This window comes from Rouxiella sp. WC2420, assembly GCF_041200025.1.
GTDB lineage: Bacteria > Pseudomonadota > Gammaproteobacteria > Enterobacterales > Enterobacteriaceae > Rouxiella.
In genome coordinates, this window is record NZ_CP165628.1 from 1,375,798 (window position 1) to 1,400,020 (window position 24,223).

The 24,223-nt window shown below is 49.8% G+C and carries 20 protein-coding genes, 7 tRNA genes and 2 other RNA genes; 12 read left to right on the plus strand and 17 right to left on the minus strand.

Going from position 1 to position 24,223, the window contains the following annotated elements:
* Positions 1–20: 20 nt before the first annotated feature.
* The 9 genes from AB3G37_RS06445 to AB3G37_RS06485 form a co-directional block, all read right to left on the minus strand.
* A complete protein-coding gene (locus AB3G37_RS06445) occupies positions 21–794 on the minus strand; it encodes an ATP-binding cassette domain-containing protein (protein ID WP_009638675.1) in 774 nt (257 codons plus the stop codon).
* 19 nt (positions 795–813) lie between these two features.
* On the minus strand, positions 814–1,587 hold the full coding sequence (locus AB3G37_RS06450) for a glutamine amidotransferase (protein WP_369790073.1): 774 nt from the start codon (positions 1,585–1,587) through the stop codon (positions 814–816).
* Positions 1,588–2,782: 1,195 nt separating this feature from the next.
* Positions 2,783–2,908: non-coding RNA, RtT sRNA (locus AB3G37_RS06455), on the minus strand.
* A gap of 77 nt (positions 2,909–2,985) precedes the next feature.
* Positions 2,986–3,106, minus strand: a non-coding RNA gene (locus AB3G37_RS06460) — RtT sRNA.
* 77 nt (positions 3,107–3,183) lie between these two features.
* Positions 3,184–3,259: transfer RNA gene (locus AB3G37_RS06465), tRNA-Lys, on the minus strand.
* A 35-nt stretch (positions 3,260–3,294) separates the two neighbouring features.
* Positions 3,295–3,370, minus strand: a tRNA-Val gene (locus tag AB3G37_RS06470).
* Positions 3,371–3,408: 38 nt separating this feature from the next.
* Positions 3,409–3,484, minus strand: a tRNA-Val gene (locus AB3G37_RS06475).
* A gap of 40 nt (positions 3,485–3,524) precedes the next feature.
* Positions 3,525–3,600, minus strand: a tRNA-Val gene (locus AB3G37_RS06480).
* Positions 3,601–3,643: 43 nt separating this feature from the next.
* Positions 3,644–3,719: transfer RNA gene (locus tag AB3G37_RS06485), tRNA-Val, on the minus strand.
* A gap of 469 nt (positions 3,720–4,188) precedes the next feature.
* On the opposite strand from AB3G37_RS06485, the gene gltX reads away from it, so the two are divergent.
* A complete protein-coding gene (gltX, locus tag AB3G37_RS06490; RefSeq protein ID WP_369790074.1) occupies positions 4,189–5,604 on the plus strand; it encodes a glutamate--tRNA ligase in 1,416 nt (471 codons plus the stop codon).
* Between the two features lie 86 nt (positions 5,605–5,690).
* Here gltX and AB3G37_RS06495 read toward each other — a convergent pair whose 3' ends face one another.
* On the minus strand, positions 5,691–6,488 hold the full coding sequence (locus AB3G37_RS06495) for a formate/nitrite transporter family protein (RefSeq protein ID WP_009637451.1): 798 nt from the start codon (positions 6,486–6,488) through the stop codon (positions 5,691–5,693).
* Between the two features lie 375 nt (positions 6,489–6,863).
* Between AB3G37_RS06495 and AB3G37_RS06500 the strand changes: the two genes are divergently transcribed.
* Positions 6,864–6,939 (plus strand) — tRNA-Ala (locus AB3G37_RS06500).
* Between the two features lie 76 nt (positions 6,940–7,015).
* Positions 7,016–7,091: transfer RNA gene (locus AB3G37_RS06505), tRNA-Ala, on the plus strand.
* A 121-nt stretch (positions 7,092–7,212) separates the two neighbouring features.
* On the opposite strand, the gene AB3G37_RS06510 is transcribed toward AB3G37_RS06505, so the two are convergent.
* Positions 7,213–8,400 carry a NupC/NupG family nucleoside CNT transporter gene (locus tag AB3G37_RS06510; RefSeq protein ID WP_009637450.1) on the minus strand — a complete coding sequence of 396 codons (1,188 nt, stop codon included), beginning with the start codon at positions 8,398–8,400 and terminating at the stop codon, positions 7,213–7,215.
* Between the two features lie 427 nt (positions 8,401–8,827).
* Between AB3G37_RS06510 and AB3G37_RS06515 the strand changes: the two genes are divergently transcribed.
* Positions 8,828–10,057, plus strand: coding sequence for an Nramp family divalent metal transporter (locus AB3G37_RS06515; RefSeq protein WP_009637448.1), 1,230 nt, complete (start codon positions 8,828–8,830; stop codon positions 10,055–10,057).
* An 82-nt stretch (positions 10,058–10,139) separates the two neighbouring features.
* On the opposite strand, the gene AB3G37_RS06520 is transcribed toward AB3G37_RS06515, so the two are convergent.
* The 3 genes from AB3G37_RS06520 to AB3G37_RS06530 form a co-directional block, all read right to left on the minus strand.
* Complete coding sequence (locus AB3G37_RS06520; RefSeq protein WP_369790075.1) at positions 10,140–10,580, minus strand: DUF2502 domain-containing protein; 441 nt, start codon at positions 10,578–10,580, stop codon at positions 10,140–10,142.
* A gap of 239 nt (positions 10,581–10,819) precedes the next feature.
* Positions 10,820–11,809, minus strand: a complete 990-nt coding sequence (gene mgrA, locus AB3G37_RS06525; protein WP_369790076.1) for an L-glyceraldehyde 3-phosphate reductase — start codon at positions 11,807–11,809, stop codon at positions 10,820–10,822.
* Positions 11,810–11,995: 186 nt separating this feature from the next.
* Complete coding sequence (locus AB3G37_RS06530; RefSeq protein ID WP_369790077.1) at positions 11,996–12,874, minus strand: LysR family transcriptional regulator; 879 nt, start codon at positions 12,872–12,874, stop codon at positions 11,996–11,998.
* A 166-nt stretch (positions 12,875–13,040) separates the two neighbouring features.
* Between AB3G37_RS06530 and AB3G37_RS06535 the strand changes: the two genes are divergently transcribed.
* Both AB3G37_RS06535 and AB3G37_RS06540 read left to right on the plus strand, forming a co-directional pair.
* Positions 13,041–13,523, plus strand: coding sequence for a multidrug/biocide efflux PACE transporter (locus AB3G37_RS06535; RefSeq protein ID WP_369790078.1), 483 nt, complete (start codon positions 13,041–13,043; stop codon positions 13,521–13,523).
* Positions 13,524–13,597: 74 nt separating this feature from the next.
* A complete protein-coding gene (locus tag AB3G37_RS06540) occupies positions 13,598–14,290 on the plus strand; it encodes an aspartate/glutamate racemase family protein (RefSeq protein ID WP_369790079.1) in 693 nt (230 codons plus the stop codon).
* Between the two features lie 4 nt (positions 14,291–14,294).
* Here AB3G37_RS06540 and AB3G37_RS06545 read toward each other — a convergent pair whose 3' ends face one another.
* The gene (locus AB3G37_RS06545; protein WP_369790080.1) at positions 14,295–15,554 is read right to left on the minus strand and encodes an ion channel protein; all 1,260 of its coding nucleotides are present in this window, start codon (positions 15,552–15,554) and stop codon (positions 14,295–14,297) included.
* Positions 15,555–15,850: 296 nt separating this feature from the next.
* Here AB3G37_RS06545 and glk point away from each other — a divergent pair, with 296 nt between their 5' ends.
* The gene (gene glk, locus AB3G37_RS06550; RefSeq protein ID WP_009637441.1) at positions 15,851–16,822 is read left to right on the plus strand and encodes a glucokinase; all 972 of its coding nucleotides are present in this window, start codon (positions 15,851–15,853) and stop codon (positions 16,820–16,822) included.
* A gap of 81 nt (positions 16,823–16,903) precedes the next feature.
* On the opposite strand, the gene AB3G37_RS06555 is transcribed toward glk, so the two are convergent.
* Together AB3G37_RS06555 and AB3G37_RS06560 are read right to left on the minus strand one after the other, a co-directional pair.
* Positions 16,904–17,641 (minus strand): LytR/AlgR family response regulator transcription factor, encoded by a 738-nt coding sequence (locus AB3G37_RS06555; protein ID WP_369790081.1) that lies wholly within the window; start codon positions 17,639–17,641, stop codon positions 16,904–16,906.
* A 4-nt stretch (positions 17,642–17,645) separates the two neighbouring features.
* The gene (locus AB3G37_RS06560; protein ID WP_369790082.1) at positions 17,646–19,310 is read right to left on the minus strand and encodes a LytS/YhcK type 5TM receptor domain-containing protein; all 1,665 of its coding nucleotides are present in this window, start codon (positions 19,308–19,310) and stop codon (positions 17,646–17,648) included.
* Positions 19,311–19,504: 194 nt separating this feature from the next.
* Here AB3G37_RS06560 and AB3G37_RS06565 point away from each other — a divergent pair, with 194 nt between their 5' ends.
* The 5 genes from AB3G37_RS06565 to AB3G37_RS06585 all read left to right on the plus strand — a co-directional run bounded on the left by AB3G37_RS06565 (position 19,505) and on the right by AB3G37_RS06585 (position 24,220).
* Positions 19,505–20,044 (plus strand): GNAT family N-acetyltransferase, encoded by a 540-nt coding sequence (locus AB3G37_RS06565; RefSeq protein WP_369790083.1) that lies wholly within the window; start codon positions 19,505–19,507, stop codon positions 20,042–20,044.
* Between the two features lie 148 nt (positions 20,045–20,192).
* A complete protein-coding gene (gene alaC / locus AB3G37_RS06570) occupies positions 20,193–21,458 on the plus strand; it encodes an alanine transaminase (RefSeq protein ID WP_369790084.1) in 1,266 nt (421 codons plus the stop codon).
* Between the two features lie 170 nt (positions 21,459–21,628).
* Positions 21,629–22,153: a cytochrome b gene (locus AB3G37_RS06575; RefSeq protein ID WP_369790085.1), complete on the plus strand. Its 525-nt coding sequence runs from the start codon at positions 21,629–21,631 to the stop codon at positions 22,151–22,153.
* Between the two features lie 210 nt (positions 22,154–22,363).
* Positions 22,364–23,209, plus strand: coding sequence for a MurR/RpiR family transcriptional regulator (locus AB3G37_RS06580; protein ID WP_009637435.1), 846 nt, complete (start codon positions 22,364–22,366; stop codon positions 23,207–23,209).
* A 510-nt stretch (positions 23,210–23,719) separates the two neighbouring features.
* Complete coding sequence (locus AB3G37_RS06585) at positions 23,720–24,220, plus strand: signal peptidase II (protein WP_369790086.1); 501 nt, start codon at positions 23,720–23,722, stop codon at positions 24,218–24,220.
* The last annotated feature ends 3 nt before the right edge of the window (positions 24,221–24,223 follow it).

Sequence of the window (24,223 nt, forward strand, 5' to 3'; positions counted from 1 at the left end):
TCGATAAAGGAATAACGCGGCTAAACAGTGACTGCATCGAACGCTCGCGCGTCGGGATGAGCGCCCGTAATTAACGAGACAATTTCTTCGGGTGTGGTTTCTGAACGACGGCGTTCGGCGATTTTCCTGCCACGGCGGAACACGACCATGCGATCGGCGACCTCAAATACGTCGGAAATGTTGTGGCTTATCAATACGACTGCGCAGCCGCGTTCGGCCAGTTTGCGGGTCAGGGACAATACCTTGCGCGTTTCGGCTACCGCCAGAGCTGCCGTGGGCTCATCCATGATAACCAGCCGTGCATTGAGATTCAGCGCGCGGCAAATCGCCACCGCCTGCCGTTGCCCGCCCGAAAGGCTGCCAACCGGGGCTTGCGGATCGCTAATGTGCGCTTCAAGTTCTTGCAGTAACTCGGCGACACGAGTTTGCATCGCCTGCTGGCGTAAAAAAGGAATGCCAAGAAAGCGGCGTTTCAACTCTCTGCCAAGGAATACGTTTTCTGCTATCGACAAATTTTCAGACAGCGCAAGTTCCTGAAAAATGGTAGCAATACCACAGTCGGCGGCTTCCTTTGGCGAGGAAAATATCACCGGCCTGCCTGCGACCAGCAATTCGCCCTGCGTGGCGGGATAGGCTCCTGCCAACACTTTGGTGAAGGTCGATTTTCCGGCACCGTTATCACCCAGCAGTGCCAGCACTTCTCCGGCATAGATATCAATGTTGATATCATTGAGCGCGGTCAGTGCGCCGAAGCGTTTGCTGATATGTTTAGCCTGAATGTAGGGTTGATTCATCGCACGGCGCCCCTGATTATCATTTGGACTCTAAACGGGTGAGCCAGCTCAGGCAGTTTTTCCACAGCTGGTTATAGCCCGGCCACTCGATAAATTCTCCCGGCACCCAGTGCGGGCCGATGTCAGAGGTCCAGACCAGCGAACGACCCTCACCATAGGCACCGCTTACCAGCAGCGGATGTCCGCCTTCCTCGTCTGGAAGAGTGGCTAGCACCTCGGCACCGTCTTTAAGTAATACTTCATTAGCGCCAAGTAGCAGAGGCCATTCGCCGTCAATGCCTTGCAAAATTGGATGATCTTTCGCGGCAACAATCTTGGCCGAGAATCCCTCGGGGATCTCCAGACGATCGTCATAAGGCAGGCAGGTCACAGGCAGCGCATCTTCGACCGGCGTATTGCGCCAACGAGCCTTGCCGTCGATGCCCTGGAAGGAGAAATATCCGCCAATCATCATCAGACCACCGCCTTCTGCGGTCCATTGACGTAAAAGTTTCAGGCGGTTAGGCATGGGTTTGCTGTGCATCCACACGGCAGGCGGCAGCAGCAAGGAGTTAGCGCCAATGTCAGACAAAATAATCGCGTCGTATTCTTTCAGACCTTGGAGGTCAAAGGGCAGTTTCTCGACCACTTCATGAGCCGGCATGTAAGTCAGCTCAAATTCAGTATTTTCCAACGCTTTGACCAGGGGTTCGGCACCTAAATGGAAGGTCACACTGCCAAACTGATCGAATCCTTTATAATGGGTCGCTGAACTGACCCAGCTTTCACCTAACAACAATACGCGTTTGCTCATGCTGCTCTCCTGAACGGGGCTTGCTCTTGCCCCCGGGATTTAAAAGAGGGATGTTGCGATTTAAAATGGAGGGTGGATCGTGATTGATCCTCAAATATCTCAACGGCTGATGTCCCTTTGATATCAAAGTAAACCGGTTTAGTAAAGCGGTTTAGTGATTGAAATATGCGCAATGTGGCGAAATATAAGTCAATTGTATGAAGGTTAGGTGAAAGGGGATTTTTGCGACAGGATTATCTTATGGCCGAGGGGGCGGTTTTTGGAAAAACCTGCTTAAAACTTTTAAAGAAGGTGAGGGGGGATTTGGCTTAGGCCGTGCCCTCTTGCAGCTCCGCGTTTTGGGTGCTGCGCATGGGCTTTAGGTGCCGCACACGGCTTTAGGTGCTGCGCACGGACTTTTTAAGATCAATAATCACCGAGGCGTTTTTCCGGTTCACTCATTTCAATGGTCATTTAACCGGCCGCGCCGGAACCGGGCAAGAGGTCTCCAGGGCGAGCCCTCTTGCATCTCCGCGCCCCTTTGGTGTCGCTTATTTGTACGGCACCAGACGATGAGTTTGTTTCAGTTGCCACCGTGTGTGGCGTTGGACGCGCCGCTGCGCGGTCCCTTCGTTCGTTCGAAAGCCAAAAACGTCTTTCTCCCTCACTCAGCGCCGGCCCGAAACCGCCAATTCGGTCTATTAAAGAAAAATCGGCAACCTGACCTTAGGTCCAAAAACTTTCCATCCGGCATAAAGTCAAAATCCATCGCCCTTACTCATTATTTTTCCTTTTCAGTTGTGTGTTTTATTTAAAAAAGGAGGGAGCGGTTTTCCCTAGGGGCTAATACTGGCGCACTCCGTGACGGCGCTGAGTGAGGGGAGGGAGACGTTTTTGGCTCCTGACCGAGCGAAGGAATGGCGGAGCCACGCGGCAACGCGCCACACAGAGGAGTGACTGGAAAGAGCTACAAACTTGAGAACCGTTTTATTCAACGGGGACAAGGGCCCGGGATTCTTAAGGGTGGCGGCCCAAGGGCCACCCTTGAGGCGGTCTGGGCCGCAGCCCAGTAAGCGAAGCGCATGCCGTTGAAGTAAAATGAAATTTAAAATTAAAAATAGAAGGGTATGACGGAATCTGCAGCTTTTGAAATGCTAAAATTTTGAGTGCCGCTGAAACGCAAAAAACGCCCTTTAGGCGCTTTTTTCTTATTAAGTGGTGGGCCGTGCGGGATTGATTCGGCCTTCGGCCTCACCCTGCGGGCAACGCTTGCGCGTTGTCGTCTCGCTTCGCTCGGCTCGAACCTGTGCGCAGCTTCTCACCCACACGGCCAAGGGAATCTGCAGCTTTTGAAATGCTAAAATTTTGAGTGCCGCTGAAACGCAAAAAACGCCCTTTAGGCGCTTTTTTCTTACTAAGTGGTGGGCCGTGCGGGATTGATTCGGCCTTCGGCCTCACCCTGCGGGCAACGCTTGCGCGTTGTCGTCTCGCTTCGCTCGAACCTGTGCGCAGCTTCTCACCCACACGGCCAGGGGAATCTGCAGCTTTTGAAATGCTAAAATTTTGAGTGCCGCTGAAACGCAAAAAACGCCCTTTAGGCGCTTTTTTCTTACTAAGTGGTGGGCCGTGCGGGATTCGAACCTGCGACCAATTGATTAAAAGTCAACTGCTCTACCAACTGAGCTAACGGCCCACTGTTTAGTGGCTTTTACTGCTTGTGTTCAGAAGTGGTGGGCGATGACGGGTTCGAACCGCCGACCCCCTCCGTGTAAAGGAGATGCTCTACCAACTGAGCTAATCGCCCACTTCTGAATACCTTTTCGTAAGAAGCTTGCTGAGAAATGGTGGGCGATGACGGGTTCGAACCGCCGACCCCCTCCGTGTAAAGGAGATGCTCTACCAACTGAGCTAATCGCCCATTTCTCATTTCTTCTTACTGCACCATCACTCATTAAGAGTGGTGGGCGATGACGGGTTCGAACCGCCGACCCCCTCCGTGTAAAGGAGATGCTCTACCAACTGAGCTAATCGCCCATCATAAGATGGCTTTATCACAACGCGCTCACTCTCAAAAGAGTGGTGGGCGATGACGGGTTCGAACCGCCGACCCCCTCCGTGTAAAGGAGATGCTCTACCAACTGAGCTAATCGCCCCGTCGTGATGGAGTCGCATTATAGGGATAGTTCGAATTGAGTCAACGGTTTTTAAAAACAAAAATGACTGTTCGGCGTAAAACTAGACAAGCCGCCAAAAAAGTATGCAATTCAGACTAATTCTTATGCATCAATGAGCTAAAAAAAGCGTTTTTCCTGCCAGCGGCCTAGGGCTTTTTATCTTCAACCAATGACTTTTGCCGTGTATCAGCCCCTTTTTTTGGAAAAAATGCATTGGCTGACTCGATCTTTTCAATCAATAAGCAGCACAGAGCGCATTTTGTTTTCGCTATCCTGTCAATTAGCCGCTCAATTGCCGGGTTCAACGTTGAGGATTCGAGGCAGAGTGATAGAATGATCCCCACTTTTATATCCATAGTTACCTAAACCATGACGTTGGGTATTGTATTAATGAGAGTCTCGTTAAATCGCGACATCTATTTGAAACATAGTTAAGGCTGCTTTCCAGATGAAAATCAAAACCCGTTTTGCTCCCAGCCCAACTGGCTATTTGCACGTTGGCGGCGCTCGTACTGCACTTTACTCCTGGCTTTATGCCCGCAATCTGGGCGGTGAGTTCGTGCTACGTATAGAAGATACCGACCTGGAGCGCTCAACCCAGGCGGCAATCGATGCGATCATGGATGGGATGAACTGGCTGAATCTGGACTGGGACGAAGGCCCATATTTCCAGACTAAACGTTTTGATCGCTACAATGCGGTAATCGACGAAATGCTGGAAAACGGCACTGCCTATAAATGTTACTGCTCTAAAGAACGTCTGGAAGCGCTGCGTGAAGAGCAAATGGCTAACAACGAGAAGCCTCGTTATGACGGTCGTTGCCGCGACAGCCATGAGCATCATGCTGCTGACGAGCCTTGCGTTGTGCGTTTTCGCAATCCGCAGGAAGGCTCGGTTATTTTTGATGACCAAATTCGTGGGCCGATCGAATTTAGCAACCTTGAGCTGGACGACCTGATCATTCGTCGTACCGACGGTGCGCCAACCTACAACTTCTGCGTGGTTGTCGATGACTGGGACATGGAAATCACCCACGTTATTCGTGGCGAAGACCATATCAACAACACACCGCGCCAGATCAACATCCTTAAAGCATTGGGTGCACCGGTGCCTGTATATGCTCACGTTTCAATGATTCTGGGCGATGACGGCAAAAAGCTGTCAAAACGTCACGGCGCGGTTGGCGTAATGCAATATCGCGATGATGGCTACCTGCCCGAAGCATTGCTTAACTATCTGGTGCGTCTGGGCTGGTCCCATGGCGATCAGGAGATCTTCACCGTTGACGAAATGAAGTCCATGTTCAGCCTCGATAACGTCAGCAAATCTGCCAGTGCTTTCAACACTGAAAAGCTGCAATGGCTGAATCACCATTACATCAATTCGCTGGCGCCAGAATATGTGGCGACGCATCTGCAATGGCACATTGAGCAGCAGAACATTGATACCCGTAACGGCCCAGAGCTCGCTGCGCTGGTTAAACTGCTGGGCGAACGCTGCAAGACGTTGAAAGAAATGGCTGAATCTTGTCATTATTTCTACGAAGATTTCAGCGAATTTGACGAAGCAGCGGCCAAAAAGCACCTGCGCCCGGTTGCGCGTCAGCCACTGGAAGCCGTGCGTGCCAATTTGGCAGCCATTACCGACTGGACTCCCGAGAATGTGCATAACGCGATTCAGGGCACTGCGGATGAGCTTGGCGTAGGCATGGGTAAAGTGGGTATGCCATTGCGCGTTGCCGTGACCGGTGCTGGCATGTCGCCGGGTATGGACGTTACCGTTCACGCCATCGGTCAGAGCCGTACACTGACTCGCATCGACAAAGCATTGGCTTATATCACCGAGCGCGAAACTCAGCAGTAAGTTTTTTAGAAAACTAAAAAGGCCAGCGGAGCGATCCGACTGGCCTTTTTATTGTGCATGACTTTATTGCACAAAAGAGAAGGAAATTAACGCAACTGTGAGGTCGATTCCGCGCTCTCTTTGGTTGGACGGTAAGCCATGAAGTACATCAGGCCTACGAATCCGGCACCGCCCAAGGCATTACCCAGGAAAACGGCAACGAAGTTCGGGAAGTATTGTGACCAGGTCAGGGCACCGGCAAAAATTGCCGCAGGGATGATGAACATGTTGGCCACCACGTGCTGGAAGCCGATTGCTACGAACGCCATCACCGGGAACCACATACCGATAACTTTGCCGCCCATCTCTTTGCTGGCATAAGCCAGCCACACCGCCAGACATACCAGCCAGTTACAGCCCACGCCTGAAATAAAGGAGTGCATAAAGTCGGCACTGACTTTAGCTTGCGCGGTTGCTACTGATTTAGCCAGGAATACGCCTTCGGTCATGCCTAATACGTGGCCAAAGAAGTAAGCCACGGCGATGCTGCCAATCAGATTGGCGATAGTGACCCAAAACCAGTTACGCACTACAGCCAATAGACTGATTTGACGAGCAAACCATGCCATCGGCAGAGTCATCATGTTACCAGTCAGCAACTCGCCGCCGGCTAATACGGTAAGGATCAGACCTACCGGGAATACAGCTGCACCCAGCAGACCGCCAAACGAGCCCCAGGAAGCAGGCAGTGTCCCTACTACATGCAGATCTAGCAGGAAGCCTATAGCAATAAAGGCACCGGCCAGAAAACCCAGGATCAATAAATTGGCAACAGAGGCACGACTTTTGCTCACTCCGGCCGCAACGGCGAGTGAAGCGATTTCTTTGGGTGAATACAGGGACATGATTTGGCTCGAATGTGATGAATTGTTTTAATAAGTGATAAACGACATTGATGCTGCGATTGAAGTCTATTATGAGAATTGTCTGATCACAAGATGCTATTTTATGCTCGTTAACGGTTCGTTAATTTAATTGAAAAATTGTTGCCAAAAATCATCAGCAGGATCAGATAAGTGCGGATAATTTACTCGGGATGTTTAAATACGCCGAGTAGAGTAACTGCGCATTTTTTGTTCACATTTAAAGGAAAATCGCTGTTGTGACCGCTATTTGGCGTCTTTTTCAGCGCTTGATTGCATTATGCAATTTAGCCGTTGACAGCCTTGGTGGGGTTTCATATTATGCGCCCCGTTCACAAGATTTAATGTGTCTGGAACGGGGGTATAGCTCAGCTGGGAGAGCGCTTGCATGGCATGCAAGAGGTCAGCGGTTCGATCCCGCTTATCTCCACCAATCTTCTTCTCAGAGCAGGTTGGTCGCTAACATCTTCCCAAGGTGTCAGCAGAAGACAGTAAATCCGAACACCCGTGGGGGTATAGCTCAGCTGGGAGAGCGCTTGCATGGCATGCAAGAGGTCAGCGGTTCGATCCCGCTTATCTCCACCAAATTTTAAGAACCCGCTTCGGCGGGTTTTTGCTTTTCTGCATTCTGTAAACACTGCGCTGTTGCTCAACTGCGCCCATAAAAAAAGGCGCCGTAGCGCCTTTTTAATCACTTACCGCAATCTTATGCCAATACCAGTCCTGCGATAGAGGCAGAAAGCACGCTAACCAGCGTTGAGCCGTACAGCAGTTTCAGGCCGAAGCGTGAAACCACGTTACCCTGCTGTTCGTTCAGGCCCTTGATAGCGCCCGCGACAATCCCGATTGACGAGAAGTTGGCAAATGACACCAGGAACACGGACAGAATACCTACGCCGCGTGGAGACAGGTCGTGAGCCACTTTTTGCAGATCCAGCATCGCAACAAACTCGTTGGAAACCAGCTTGGTGGCCATAATGCTGCCAACCTGTAACGCTTCATGGCTTGGCACGCCCATCACCCAGGCAAATGGGTAGAAGACATAGCCCAGCACACCCTGGAAGCTGATGCCGAACACGCTGTTAAACAACGCATTCAGGCAAGAGATCAGAGCGATGAAGCCGATCAACATTGCTGCAACGATAATCGCCACCTTGAAACCGGCCAGAATATATTCACCCAGCATTTCAAAGAAGCTCTGGCCCGCGTGGGTGTTGGTCAACTGCAAATCTTCTTCACTATCAACCTTATAAGGGTTGATCAAAGAAAGCACGATGAAGGTACTGAACATGTTCAGAATCAGCGCGGCAACCACATACTTAGGCTCCAACATAGTCATGTAAGCACCAACGATCGACATAGAAACTGTCGACATCGCCGTTGCTGCCATGGTGTACATACGTTTTTCAGACATTTTTCCCAAAATATCTTTGTATGCGATGAAGTTTTCAGACTGACCAAGGATCAGCGAGCTGACGGCGTTAAAGGATTCCAGCTTCCCCATGCCGTTGATTTTTGAGAGAACAGTACCGATGATACGAATGACCACCGGAAGGATACGCACGTGCTGCAAAATACCAATCAGTGCCGAAATGAACACGATTGGACACAATACATTGAGGAAGAAGAACGCTAATCCCTTTTCGTTCATGCCTCCAAATACAAAACCAGTTCCTTGTGCTGCAAATTTCAGAAGCGTTTCAAACAAGTCTGAGAAACCTTTTACGAAACCTAATCCAATTTCTGAATTGAGGAAGAAATAGGCTAACAAGACTTCAATGACCAATAGCTGGGCAATAAAACGTAAACGAATGTTTTTTCGGTCACGGCTTACCAGTAAGGCCAGTACTGCCACAACAGCCAAGGCTAAAACAAAGTGCAGTATTCGGGACATGTTTGCTCCAAATTATGAGGCAGGCGATATTTCGACGGACATTTTATGTAACGCGTACATAAAAAATGTGATATCTATTGCAAATATATGAATTTGGTTTAAAAAAAGCAAGATTTCCAGCCACATAACACGAATTGTGAAGATGCGAAGAAAATTACCCATCATTTGATTTATTATGCTAACTTTATCAAAAGCCGTATTACACCCTACACTTTGTGTGTTCAGGCAGCCGTATTCTAAAAAGTCTGCATTAGGAAAGCGAGTCATGATTAACTCTTTTGGCTTCTAATCCCGAAAAGTACTCAATTTCATTTTAGCCACTCACTCCCTATCACAGAAATAATCAATTTCTTTCTAAATGCGCTTGATAATCATTCTCAGTTAAGTATTATGTCTATACGCGCAAAAACTGTAAGGGTTAAATGAAATGCTGAATAGCCGAGCTGAGTCCTCCAGCCGCACCTCCCGGAAGATCAAGCTGTCATTGATGGGGCCTGCTTTTATTGCCGCCATCGGCTACATCGATCCCGGTAATTTCGCTACCAATATTCAGGCTGGCGCGTCTTACGGCTATCAGCTGCTGTGGGTGGTGGTTTGGGCCAATATCATGGCGATGCTGATTCAACTGATGTCTGCAAAATTAGGTATCGCAACCGGTAAAAATCTGGCCGAACATATTCGCGACCGTTTCCCACGTCCCGCCGTTTGGGCTTATTGGGTGCAGGCTGAAATTATCGCCATGGCGACCGATCTGGCCGAGTTTATCGGCGCTGCCATTGGCTTCAAACTGTTGCTGGGCGTTTCTCTATTGCAAGGCGCGGTGCTCACCGGCATTGCCACCTTTATTATCCTGGGGCTGCAAAAGCGCGGGCAAAAACCTCTTGAGCTGGTAATTGGCGGCCTGCTGCTGTTTGTCGCGATGGCCTACATCGTCGAGCTGTTTTTCTCGCAGCCTAAAATGATTGAGCTGGGTAAGGGGATGTTGACGCCAAGCCTGCCGGATGCGAATTCCGTATATCTGGCTGCGGGCGTTCTTGGCGCAACGATAATGCCGCACGTGATTTACCTACACTCTTCATTAACCCAGCGCTCTAGCAAAATCTCCAAAGAGCAGCGCTACTCCTCAACCAAGCTGGACGTCGGCGTGGCGATGACCATAGCCGGATTCGTTAATTTGGCCATGATGGCAACCGCGGCGGCGGCGTTCCATTTCAGCGGTCATAAAGGTATTAGCGAACTTGAGGAAGCCTATCTCACCCTGTCACCATTATTAGGGCATGCGGCGGCGACGATCTTCGGGCTGAGTCTGGTTGCTGCGGGACTTTCTTCGACCGTAGTCGGCACGCTGGCAGGTCAGGTGGTCATGCAGGGCTTCGTTAAATTTTATATTCCTTTGTGGGTGCGCCGCGCGGTGACAATGGCACCATCGTTTATCGTGATACTTGCCGGTATGGATGCGACCAAAATTCTGGTGATGAGTCAGGTGCTGTTAAGTTTCGGGATTGCATTGGCCTTGCTGCCTCTGCTGGCTTTCACCGGCAACCGCGAACTGATGGGCGATATGGTTAACTCACGGTCAATGCAGTGGGCGGGGCGAGTTATTGTTCTCGTGGTGGTGAGTCTGAACCTTTACCTGTTAATAGGCATGTTGAAATAAACTTCGTTAGCTGTTTAGCAAGGATCACAGTCAATAAAAAAGGGCACTTTTCAGTGCCCTGGTATTATAACTTCGCAGATTATTACGGATGACCGCCAGGTCCACCCATCGGAGGACGAGGGCCTCCACCGTGATCGCCGCCGTGATCAGGACCACCAGGGCCAGGACCGCCGTGTCCATGATCAGGACCGCCGTGTCCGCGATCAGGGCCACCGTGTCCGTGATCAGGACCACCGTGTCCGCGACCGTTCTGGTTCCACCAGCCGCCGTCACGCCAGCGACCGCCATCCCAGTAATCACCACGGTTATTGCGGTGACCATAATATTCATTGCGGTGCTGCCACCAGTACGGGGAGCGCCAGTCATAACCATCCCAGTAATAGCCGCGGTGATCGCGTTGGCCGATACTGACGTTTAAACCAGGAACGCTGATACTAATGCCGTCAGCGTGCGCCGGCATAGTGGCTGGCAACAGGCCGAACAACAGGGCACCCAGAGCAATCTTAACGGGTAATGTTTTCATTTTGCTTCTCCATTCAACCTTATTCCCGCCTTTTCAGCATGCAGATAACTGCGTGTGAAATTATTGGGTCTGTATTAATTCGTTAGATAACGTTTTCGATGCACACAGTTATAAGGCCTGGACCACGGGTAATCTATTGCCCGCAATCCTGTTTTGATTATTTTACCCAGTTTAACGATTTACTTACAGTAAGTCCCTGACAGCATTGTTAACAAACTTTTCCTGTTTCTAGTAAACGGTTACACCAATATCTTTTCTATATCACTAATTTCCTGCTCGCTTAATTGCAGGTTGTTCAGCGTATTGACCGCATCATCGATTTGGCTGGTCTTACTCGCACCAATCAGCACCGAGGTGACCTTATCGCCGCGTAATACCCAGGCCAGCGCCATTTGCGACAGTTTTTGACCACGAGCCAGAGCAATCTCATTGAGTTTACGGACTTTTTCGAGCTTCGCTTCGGTGAGTTGATCAGGCTTCAGGAACTGACTGCCGCTGGCCGCGCGAGAATCTTGTGGAATTCCTTTAAGATAGCGATCGGTTAACACGCCGCCCGCCAGGGGGGAGAAGGCAATCGAGCCAACGCCATTTTGCTGCAAAGTATCGAGCAGGCCATCTTCTACCCAACGTTCAAACATTGAATATTTTGGCTGGTGGATGAGGCAAGGAGTTCCCAACTTATCAAGGATATCAAAGGCCTGTTGCGCCAAATCCGCCGGGTAGTTAGACAAACCAATATAAAGCGCCTTGCCTTGACGGACGATTAAATCCAGCGCTGCCATGGTTTCTTCCAGCGGAGTATTTGGATCAGGGCGGTGATGATAGAAAATATCGACGTAATCAAGCCCCAGTCTTTTCAGGCTCTGGTTCAAGCTGGCAACCAAATATTTCTTCGAACCCCAATCGCCGTAAGGCCCGTCCCACATGGTATAACCCGCTTTGGAGGAGATGATTAACTCATCGCGCCACGGCAACAAATCTTCTCGCAAAATGCGCCCAAAGTTCTCTTCGGCCGAGCCGGGAGGCGGGCCGTAGTTATTAGCTAAATCGAAATGAGTAATCCCGTGATCAAAAGCGTGATGAATCAATTCGCGGCTGTTTTCAAAACGTGTGGCATCGCCAAAATTGTGCCACAGGCCTAATGAAACGGCTGGAAGTTTAAGGCCACTGATTCCGCAGCGACGATAGAGCATATTTTCATAACGAGAGGGGGAGGCTTGATAAGACATAGGGGTCCTTTTAAAAAGCTTACAGGAATAAAATAGCGTTTTAGTGTATGCGTTTTCATTTATAGTTTCGGCTGCATTGATCACAGCTGCCACTATTTTTTTTATCAAAGGAAAACTCTTAATCTGTTTAATCAATAAAAGAGCATTTTCTCCCGGTCGGTTATTTTGTTCGCATTTAACGCCTAATTATTGTCCGGCAAGACGCAAAGGATCGAGCAGGCTATCAATAAACCACCTTCCCGCCGGACCGGGTTGATTAGTTTTGCACCACACTGCATCAATCGAGATGAGTTTAGGCCAGCCGCGCAACTCCAGCTCAATCAGTTTGTGGTGACCAAACTGTGCCACCAGCCAGCGCGGTAGAATAGACCATCCAAATCCCTGTTCCGCCATTTCAAGCAGCATGAGATAACTCGGTGCCGACCAGGTTTGCCCCAGCGCCTTGGGTTTTTCCTGCCGACCGTAGGTTTGCAGGCACAGCTGGCGATAAGTGGATAAATCTTCGCGGCGCAGCGTTTTTATTGCCGCTAGTGGATGATTTTTAAACACAAACAGCGCCATTTCAGTCTGGTCAGGTAATCGGGAATAGCCAATATCTGGCGGATAATTTTCCTGCACCTCAAGCATACCAACGTGCGCACGCCCGCTATGCAGCAGGTCGATGACGTCTTGATCCTCGGCAATCAGGCACTCGAATTCGATATCCGGGTAGCGCTGCTCAAAACGGCCAAGCAGCATCTCGTAATGCGTTGGCTGGTAAGTATCTGATAAAACAAAAGTCAGACGCGGTTCGGCCTGCTTAGTCAAGCGCACTGCCAAGTGATCGAGCTGTTCGCTGGCCGACAAAATCGCCTGCACGTGAGTCAATACCCGCTGACCCTCAGGCGTTAGCCGCGGTTGGCGGCCTTCGCGATTAAACAGCGTAATTCCGAGATCAATCTCAAGATTCGCCACTGCTGTACTCACGGTTGACTGGCTTTTATTCAGCTTTCTGGCCGCAGCAGAGAAAGAACCGCTGTCGGCGGTGGCGACAAAAGCCAGCAGTGCTTCAGGCGAATAGCGCATAAAACGTTCCTCAAAATGAAAGGCGATAACGATAATCATCGTTTTTATCGATACTATCTATCTTTATTCTATCTTTAATACCGATGATAATCCTGCCCAGCGACACGGAAAGGTCAATATTTACATTCGATCTCTCAAGGAATTAATTACTCAAGGTAGGTTAAAAATGTCATCGTTAAACGCCTCAATGAAAGCTAAAAAAAGTCTCACTGAGCGCATTTTCCACGCGGTAGGATTCGAAGCGCTCGCTCTGGTCATCTGTGCACCGACGGCAGCCTGGCTGATGAACAAACCCATTTTTGAAATGGGCGTGCTGGCGATTTTGTTATCCACCACGGCGATGGTATGGAACGTGGTCTATAACAGCGGTTTCGATTATTTTTGGCCGCAGAGCCGGGTAAAGCGAACCTTTGCTGTTCGTATCGCCCACGCGCTGGGGTTTGAAGGCGGGTTCATCCTCTTTGGGCTGCCCATTGCAGCAACTTGGTTGCAGATTGGTTTGCTCGATGCTTTCCTGCTGGAGATTGGCTTTTTCTTATTCTTTTTGCCCTACACTATCGCCTACAACTGGATCTACGATACGCTGCGCCAACGTTTAATTGCACGTCGTCGTTGCGCTGCCCATAAGACGCAAACCAGTTGCCGATAAGGCATTAATCGAGCTTGTGAGGACTCATTGGGCCCGTTATTTTGTTCTATAGACTAACGATAAAGGATAAAAAAATGAAAACCCTGGGACTTATCGGCGGCATGAGTTGGGAATCGACCGTGCCGTATTACCGCACCATCAACGAGCAAATCAAGCAAACTCTGGGCGGTTTGCATTCGGCAAAAATGGTGATTTACAGCGTTGATTTCTATGAAATTGAACAGTTGCAGGCGCGGGGGGATTGGGAGCAGGCCGGGCAAATCCTGGGTGAAGCCGCACAATCATTAAGAAAAGCCGGGGCAGAGATTATTGTCGTTTGTACCAACACTATGCATAAAGTCGCCGATGCTATCGAGCGCATTGGCGGCCTGCCTCTGTTACATATTGCCGATGCTACCGGCAAGGCTATCCAGCAACAAAATATCGGTCGCATTGGCCTGCTGGGAACTCGTTTTACCATGGAACAGACATTCTATCGTGGGCGCTTAGAGGCGCAGGGAATTGACGTTTTGACTCCCAATGAAGCCGACAGGGAGATTATTCACCGCATCATTTATGAAGAGCTATGTTTGGGAAAAATTCTCGACGGCTCGCGGGAAGAGTATCGGCGAATTATTCAGTCGCTGGAACAGCAGGGCGCGCAAGGCATTATTTTAGGCTGCACCGAAATCACGCTATTGATTGGCCAGCAGGATGCCAGCGTGCCAGTGTTCGACACCACGGCTATCCATGCCCATGCTGCCGCTGCTTTTTCATTAAATCAGTAAACGACTAATCAGACTCTTTATCTAGCCCTTTTTCGCGCCGGACAGCCAGCATCATCGGTTTTCCGGCCAGCAGTAACCAGGCCGGCAGCATCACAATGCATAACACCGGCAGCAATTTTAGGTCCGGTACCACCGCCAGTGCCATAAACAGACTCAGCCAGCCGTCGCGCGTGACTACCAGCATCAATCCCATGACCGCGCAAGATACCGTAATTGCCGCTGGTACCGAATCCACGTGATTATGCAGCATAATTCCTAACGAAACGCCGACAAACACCGCCGGAAAAATTCGACCACCGCGAAAACCGCAGGCCGCCGCAATAACCAACGCCGCCAGCTTGCTCAGAGTGATCGCCAGCAGTTGCCCCAACGACAGACTATCGCTGCTTAGGGCCAGCAATTTCATTTCATCGTAACCGCGAAACAGAGTGATTTGCCCGCCAATCAGCGCCAGCAGGCCGAGCACAAAACCGCCAATTCCCAGCATAATCATTGGATTGGGAATAGAGTGGAACAGCCTATGAATGTGAGGGAAACACCACACCGCCAGCATCCCCAGCGCAATCGCGGTCAGCGTCACCACTGAGCCGCTCAGCACATCGACTAAATGCGTCTCAACGTAGGGCGCAAGGCTTAGCGTAAAGTCAGGTTCGAAGAACAAATTCCCCGTAAAAGCACCTGCCCCGGCAGCAAGCAGAGGAGGAAATAGTCGATCCCACAGAGGAGCGTCTTTTCCTCCATTAAGAGTTTGTGAGAAGATAAGCGCGGCGGCGACCGGGGTACCAAATAGCGCACCGAGAGTGCCCGCTGCGGCGAGAATAATCCAGTCGGTGCCGGGGACTCGTGGAAATAAAACGGAGCCTGCGGCAACGGCGACAGCAATATTAATGGCAATTATCGGGTTTTCAGGGCCGAGACTTATTCCACCGGCTAGCCCAATAACCAGCGCAAGCAGTAGTCCGGGGATGGCATTTAACGCCACTGGCATGCCGATTAGCGATTCGGTGGCCGGGTCGGGGCCTGCGTGACCGGGCATGTAGCGAATTAGCGCGCCGACGCCGACCCCCGTTAGGGTGAGCATAAACAGCACCCAACCCGCTGATTGCGTGTTAATGTTTAGGGCATCGGGGATTTTTAGCCACAGCAGCGTTTGCAGCGCGTTGGCAAAACGCATTACGGCGACCAGAATGATGCTGGACGCGGATCCAATAACCAATGCCGGGACCCCGAAGGTCAGCATGGTTTTTGCACGAGGATGCAACATGCAAGAATTCCCTTATTTTTCTGCTGAGTCCAGTGTATAGAAGATCGTCGGATTTTAGATTTCTACCGCTTTATTTTGCGGTATGCAGCTGCTTATATCATCGATAGGTTAAATCGGCGTTGCAGCATAGGGCAATTACCGCTATTTTGCCCTCACGAATATGTAAGCACTTAGCACTTATAGTCCTGCTAGCCTGGATTTTCCAGCCCACAATTGGGTGTGTCATAAAAGGCTGATTATTATCACTCGATGCGAGCCGAAGCAGGGCGAGCAATTTAATTTTTGCGGAGATAAAAATGACCAAGTACGCCCTGGTTGGCGATGTCGGAGGCACTAATTGCCGCCTGGCGCTTTGCGCTCTCGACAGCGGTGAGATTTCTCAGGCCCAGACTTTTTCCGGCTTGGATTACGACAGTCTTGAAGCGGCAGTCCGCCACTATCTGCAATTGCAGCAGCATGAAGAAGTTGTCGATGCCTGTATTGCTATCGCCTGTCCTATTGTGGGCGATTGGGTTGCGATGACGAACCATACCTGGAAATTCTCCATCGCCGAGATGAAGAAAAACCTGGGCCTCGAACATCTTGAAGTCATCAATGATTTTACCGCCGTGTCGATGGCAATCCCGATGCTGAAAGAAAGCGACCTGTTGCAGTTCGGCGGTAAAAAACCGCAGGATGGTAAACCGGCAGTGATCTACGGCGCGGGTACGGGTTTGGGCGTGGCGCACATTATTCACGTGGAAAATCGCTGGTTGAGCTTGCCGGGCGAAGGTGGACACGTTGACTTCGCACCTAACAGTGAAGAAGAAGACATCATCCTCGAGCAGTTACGTATTGAAATGGGGCACGTTTCCGCTGAACGTATCTTGTCCGGCCCTGGTCTGGTTAATCTTTATCGTGCAATTGTCAAGGCAGATAAACGCGAACCAGAAGACTACGCGCCGAAAGATGTCACCAAACTGGCGTTGGAAGACTGTCTTGACTGCCGTCGCGCACTGTCATTGTTCTGTGTCATCATGGGCCGTTTCGGTGGCAACCTGGCGTTGACTATGGGCACTTTTGGCGGTGTTTACATTGCGGGTGGCATCGTGCCGCGCTTCCTCGAGTTCTTCAAGGCATCCGGTTTCCGTGCCGCGTTCGAAGACAAGGGACGTTTCAAAGACTATCTCATTGATATTCCGGTTTATCTGATTACCCACGATCAGCCAGGCCTGCTGGGTGCGGGCGCTTACTTGCGTCAGTCAATCGGCTTTACGCTGGTAGCCTAGTTTTTAGGTTGCAGTAGATTTAACTTCGCCTTCTCAGGACCGGTTCCTGAGGAGGCGAAGTTTTTTATGTCCATGAAATTTTTAAAGCCCCATCAATTGGCGGAAAGCTTTCACCTTGCTGCGGCTGACTGGAACTTCAAAATCAAGATCGCTTAATCGCAAAATATAGGTGTTGTTAAACCACGGCACGATTTCGCGTATTTTCGATAGATTGACGCAATAGGAACGATGGCAGCGAAAGAAATGTTCTTCCGGCAGCCGGTTACACAGCTCGGAGATATTCATCGGCATAGTGTATTGCTCACGGCGGGTATAAACCTGCGTCACTTTTTCCTGCGCGGCGGCGTAATAAATATCGTTAATATCGGTAACGATAATCCGCTCGTCCTTGATTAAATTAATGCTGTGGCTGACCCGATTACTGCCGCTCGACGCCGGAACTTCGGCCTGTTTATCGCGTTTGAAATGCATCTCGAGCTTTTGCAGCATTGTGACGATGCGCGACTCATGATAAGGCTTGAGGATGTAGTCAAATGCTTCAATTTCAAAAGCTTCTGCAGCATGTTCTTTGTACGCGGTGATAAAAATAATGTAGGGCTTATGGGCAAACTTGCTGATGTTTTGCGCCAGCAGAACGCCGTCGAGCGAGGGAATATTAATGTCCAGAAAAATGGCGTCAACTTGATGATTTTGCAAATATTTCAGCACTGCCAATCCATCGTCAAATTTCTCGACGATACTGATGCTGCTGTGGGTGCTAATCAGGTAACCAAGCTCTTCCTGAGCCAGAAATTCGTCCTCGACAATGATTGCTTTCAACCGTTTACCCTTTATGGATCATAAATGAGATTTCTGTACCCGGTTCGAGTCGGCGGATCTGTAATCCCTGTCCGTACAGCAGGCTTACGCGGTGATGGACATTAAGCAGGCCGATTTTATTGCCCGGCATTTCGTTTTTAGCGACTCGCTCGATCACCGATTGCAGAATACCTTGCCCGGTGTCTTTCACCGACACTTTAATCTTATCGCCTGCATGTTTAACGGCAATCACCACTACGCCTTTGCCGCTTCGTGGCTGAATACCGTGCACGATAGCGTTTTCGACCAGCGGCTGAATTAACAGGCTAGGAATTGAAACGGAAATATCATCGTCAATATCGTAAATCACCGTGAGTTTGCTGCCAAACCGGGCCTGCTCGATAGCGATATAATCCTGCACCTGATGCAGCTCTTTTCGCAGGTCGATCATTTCGTCATTGAGCTCAAGATTGTAACGTAAATAGCGCGACAGATTGATGATCAACTGCCGCGAGGTGTCTGGATTAATACGGATTGACGAGGAGATTGCATTGAGCGCGTTAAACAGAAAATGGGGATTAATTTTACTTTGCAGCGCCCGCATTTCAGCTTTATTGGCCATTTCCCGCAGCTGCTCGGTGCGGGAAACTTCCATTTGAGTCGAGATAATCTGCGATAGCCCGACGGCCATGACTTTTAGCGAATAAGTGATGCGGTGCGCGTGACAATAGTAAATTTTCAGCGATCCGGTGATCACCCCTTTTTCCCACAGCGGGATGATCATCTGCGAGTGAATCTGCGGGGTGCGGTCCATTTCATCATTGTTTTTAATCGTGATCCTGCCACTGCTGATCACCTCTTTGGTGTTTTCGCTGATAATTTCGTGGCCAATATTGTACTGATCTGCGCCTGTGCCGACGTAGGCAAGAATATTTTTGGTATCGGTAATTGCAACCGCGTCGGCATTGATATCTTCACGAATGATATTGCAGACCGTAGCCATCGACTCAGCATTGATATTTCGAAAATAGGGCAGAGTTTTGTTGGCAATATCCAGTGCCAGACGAGCCTGACGCGCGGCGATAGCCTCTTTTTCGTCGGCGACGCTTTGCACCAGCAGCACGATAGGGCCGATGGAAATCGCACCGAGGATCAGTGGGGCAGAAATACTCATCACAATATCCAGGCCCAGTGAAAATGGCCGAGATAGCAGTAAAATCAGTACCATAGTCAACGATTCGCACAGCATGCCTGCGGCTATACCCACCTTCCAATGATGCTTTTTTTTAACTTTCAGATTAATAAAGCCCGAAAGGAAACCGGCAATCACGCTGGTGATCAGGCACGGCACCGAGGTCACGCCGTGAATATCAATCAAAAATCGGTGAGTACCTGAAATCAGGCCGGTAATGATGCCGACCCAAGGCCCGAAAAGAATACCGCCTGCGACAATCGCGATGGTACGAACGTTAATCAGCGAGCCTTCAACGTTAATACCCGAAAGTGTACCGAAAATGGCAAACAGCGAGAATATTGCCGTGACGGCGGCCAGTTCCAGCGGCGTGTGCGCATCATTTTCTTTTTGTAGCAGTCTGCGGAACAGGCGGGTACGGGTCAGAAAAAACAGGCAAATCAGCATTAACGCCGCGCGGTCAAACACCGCAAGCGTCATATCGAAGATGTGTTGCACAGCAGACTCTCGGTAGGATGCCTGGGCATCGCGCTTATAGGGAATGGCGTGATTATAGGGAATTGTGCCCCCGGTCGCTATAAGCAGCAGGGTTAAACAAAAATCGATGAAATTACTGTCAAGAAGCTGCCGCAAATGCGTATATTTAAAGCGTACCCGGATGCACATTTGATCTATAAAAAGAGCCTGTTGCCATGATTGTATTGACCACACCCCGGCTGGAAATGAGACCAATCGAACGAGAAGAATGGCCGCTATTTTTGAAGTTATATCAAAACGATAACGTAATGAAATTCATTGGCGACATAGAAACACCGGCCCAGATCCGCTATCGCTTCGATCAGCGCCTGGGGAAATGGGACAAATATTCCGATTTCTGGTTATGTTTGGTGATCCGCGAGCGAGCTACCGGCGAGGCTATCGGCCTGACCGGCTTTTTCCCCGACTGGCGGCCTTATCAGCAGGCCGAAGTGGGATTTATGCTGCTGCCAGAGTATCAGGGCAAAGGCTACGGCCAGGAATCACTGCATGAAGTGGTGAATTACGCCTTTAAGATATGTGGTTTTCATCGGCTACAGGCCAACGTGCTTGAAGGTAATCTTCCCTCGCGACGTTTATTGGAAAGATGCGGTTTTCGTCTTGAGGGTACACTGCGAGAAAGCTACCGCATCGGCGGAGAGTGGCATAATGACTGGCTTTTAGGATTACTGCGCAGCGATATTGCTACGACCTGAGTTTGAGTAAAAATATTTGCCTAATCTATCGACAGTTTTTCCTCACTGCGATATGTTGATTTATCGGTTTGTTTTCTGGCCCCCACGGCAAAGGAAATAAACCAGCGTCGCTCGGATGGTCCGGGCGCTTACGTTAATCGAGGAAATCATGACTGAATCCAGTCCTAAACGCCGTTTTACCCGCATTGATCGTCTTCCCCCTTATGTTTTCAACATCACTGCTGAATTGAAAATGGCTGCGCGACGTCGCGGCGAAGATATTATCGATTTCAGTATGGGGAATCCTGACGGCCCAACGCCTCCTCACATTGTCGAAAAACTGGTGACCGTTGCCCAGCGAGATGATACTCACGGCTATTCAACTTCACGCGGTATTCCACGTCTGCGTCGCGCTATTTCTCGCTGGTATGCCGATCGTTATCAGGTGGAAATCGATCCCGAAAGTGAAGCGATTGTGACTATCGGTTCGAAAGAGGGCCTGGCTCACCTAATGCTGGCAACGCTGGATCATGGTGATACCGTGCTGGTGCCCAATCCAAGTTATCCTATTCATATTTACGGCGCGGTAATTGCCGGTGCGCAAGTACGCTCCGTGCCGCTGGTCGAGGGGGTGGATTTCTTTGGCGAGCTTGAACGCGCGATTAAAGAAAGTATTCCTCGTCCCAAAATGATGATTCTCGGTTTCCCGTCCAATCCCACGGCCCAGTGCGTGGAGCTGGACTTCTTCGAGCGCGTAGTGGCGCTGGCGAAACAGTACAACGTGATGGTTATTCACGATCTGGCTTATGCCGATATTGTATACGACGGCTGGAAAGCGCCGTCTATCATGCAGGTGCCGGGGGCGAAAGACATCGCGGTAGAGTTCTTCACACTGTCGAAAAGCTACAATATGGCGGGCTGGCGAATTGGTTTCATGGTCGGCAACGAAGAGTTGGTGAACGCACTGGCGCGCATCAAAAGTTATCACGATTATGGCACCTTTACGCCGCTGCAAGTGGCGGCTATTGCCGCGCTGGAAGGCCCGCAGCAGTGCGTGAAAGATATTGCCGAGCAGTACCGCCAGCGTCGCAACGTCTTGGTTCGCGGTCTGCATGAAGCTGGATGGATGGTAGAAAATCCTAAGGCTTCAATGTATGTCTGGGCGAAAATACCTGATGCCTATGCGCATTTAGGATCACTGGAGTTTGCCAAACGTTTGCTGTCCGAAGCCAAGGTTTGCGTTTCTCCCGGCGTTGGTTTTGGTGATTACGGCGACACTCACGTGCGCTTTGCGCTGATCGAAAATCAGGACCGTATTCGACAGGCAGTGCGTGGTATCAAAGCCATGTTCCGTGCCGACGGCTTAATGCCGCAAAAGAAAACCACCGCTGATGCCGGCTCTCATGAAAAGAAAACGCTCAGCGACGAAGTCTGATTTTCGCTAGGTTTTTATCTGAAAAGGCCGGGCCACGACGCCCGGTCTTTAATTTTAGACGTGTTTGCTTTCATCCGATCCTCCACTTCACAAACCCTCCCCAATTTAAGTCTATTATTTATTAATAACCTGACGTACTTAGTCACTCTTGGCATCTTTGGGGATATTTGATGAAGAATCGCTATTCATTGCTGCAAATCAGCCTTCACTGGCTGACATTACTGATGATCATTCTTGCTTATACCATGATGCTAGGCCGCGACTATTTTCCTGATGATTATCGGCAACTGGTACGCCAACTGCATTACAACTTTGGCTTAAGCGTTTGGCTGTTGGTCCTTATCCGCATTGTTATTCGCCATCGTTATCGTACTCCACCGATCACGCCGCCGTTACCGCGCTGGCAGGCTCACGTTGCTACGCTAACGCATTGGCTTCTATATTTGCTGTTTTTATCGTTGCCGACGCTGGGATTCCTGACAGTAATGTTTGCCGGGCGCAGCATCTATCTGTTGGGTTGGGAGATACCACAGTTCATCACTCCGCACCCTGAGTGGCGTTCGGGGTTAAGAAATACTCACGAGCTGGTGGCTACCATCGGATATTATCTGGTCGGGTTGCACGCGATAGCCGCGTTGTTCCATCACTATTTTATCAAGGATGACACCTTGAAGAGGATGATGCCGGGCAAGTAATGCGCGGCCTGAAAGCTTAACTGATTGTTAAACCAGCACAGTTTTACTAAATTCTGATCCGCGTCCTGTTTGTCTCCGTCTGAAACGGGTAAACTACTTTCTCAGTAACGGGGTGAGTTGTTAAGATAAACTCATGAAAGTTATGAGTATGGAGCAGAGAGGGAGCCCCTTGCTGCCAAGATAGTTTGACTTAAGGTGTTGATAATCATTATGGCTACTCCTTCACAACTCGCGCAGCTGCAAGATCAGATCCGTACCAGCTATGATTCTCTAAGCAAAAGGCTTAAGCAGGTGGCGCGTTATATTCTTGATAACGGCAACACGATCCCTTTTGAAACTATCGCTTCAATCGCTGAAAAAGCCGATGTACCTCCCTCTACTTTGATCCGTTTTGCCAATAACTATGGCTTCGATGGTTTTAACGAGATGAAACAGGTATTCCGTCAGCATTTGATGGAAGGAACGGTAAATTATGCCGAACGGGCCAGCCTGTCGCGGCAAACGGCCAGCGACGATCCCGGTGCGCCAGAAACGCCCGCTGAAATTCTCAAGGTTTTCAGCATGGTTAACGAGCAGGCATTACAGCAGCTCAGCGGGCAAATTAAGGCAGAAGATCTTGAACGCGCGGTAAAATTGCTCGACGAAGCCGAGAATATTTATGTCATCGGTTTTCGCCGTTCGTTCAGTATCGCAGCCTATTTGACCTACGCTTTTCGCCATCTGGAGCGACGCACATTTTTGATTGATGGACTCGGGGGAATGTTCAACGAACAGCTGAACATGGTAAGGCCTACCGATGTGGTGATTTCAATCAGTAATTCACCGTACGCACAAGAGGTGGTCGATCTGGTTGCGATGGGTGCCGCACAGGGTGCAAAGCAAATTGCAATTACCGACAGTCTCGTCAGCCCGCTCACCGCATTTAGTGAAGTCTGCTTTATCGTGCGCGAAGCACAGGTCGACGGTTTCCGCTCGCAGATTGCCTCGATGTGTTTGGCACAAACGCTGATGATGTCGCTGGCATTGAGTAGCGCCAGCAAGATAGCAGCAAAATAACAGCCAGCTTTACGACATCCTTGTCGTAAATGGCCATACGCTGAAAGGGGTTACGTTCTTCGGTGTAACCTCGGGACGTGCAGGGAGCACTGCCGCAACCGAGACGATGAACGTTAGCCTTTCCAGATATGCATGAATCTCTTCGCCTTCCCTGACTTGCTTCTGTAAATCACGTTTAACTGTCTCTCTTCATGGGAGAGAAGTCATGCCGTGGAAATCAATATAAACATTCGAAATTAATATTTCAAATTAAATTTATTTGGAATATTTGAATTTATGACATAGAGCACAAAATCTCGATTAATGCTCACTGCTTTCCAGACGCCTAAGGTGAGTTTGCAGACGGTTATATTATTTCGCTTTCGATTAAGCGAGTCTGCAGGCGCCATCGCGCCGTGCTTCTGTTTTTGTAAAGAAGCTTAATGAATAACGCCCTCCGCCTTAGATACCTGGATGCTGCCGAAGAGGCTGGCTATACTGCTGCTATCTCTTTTATTAATGGTGTAAACAATGAAATTCAGCAAACGGCTTAGCCTGATTACTCTCGTATTCGCGCTATGCGTTGGAATCGACCAAATCACCAAAGCGATAGCCAAAAATACGCTGTCGATGGATTATGTTCGTGAATATCTGGGCGGAAGTATCAAACTTTTACTGACCCATAATACCGGTACCTTTCTGGGATTAGGTGGAACGCTTCCCGAAAATGTCCGCTACGGTTTAATGATTATCGGATTAGGGGCTTTCTTGTTAGCTCTGTTGATCTATACGCTAATCAACAAGCGTGCCAATGCTATGACCGTGGTTTCCCTGACCATGGTGTTCGCGGGCGGTATCAGCAACCTGCTTGACCGGATCGTCTACGGCGGTTATGTGGTTGATTTTATGAATATCAGCGCGGGCAGCTTGCACACTGGGGTGTTTAATGTTGCCGATATGGTACTCATGGCCGGAGCAATTATTCTTTGCAGCGTAGGCTTTAAAAGTAAACCGCAGCCAGCACATGGTTAACCG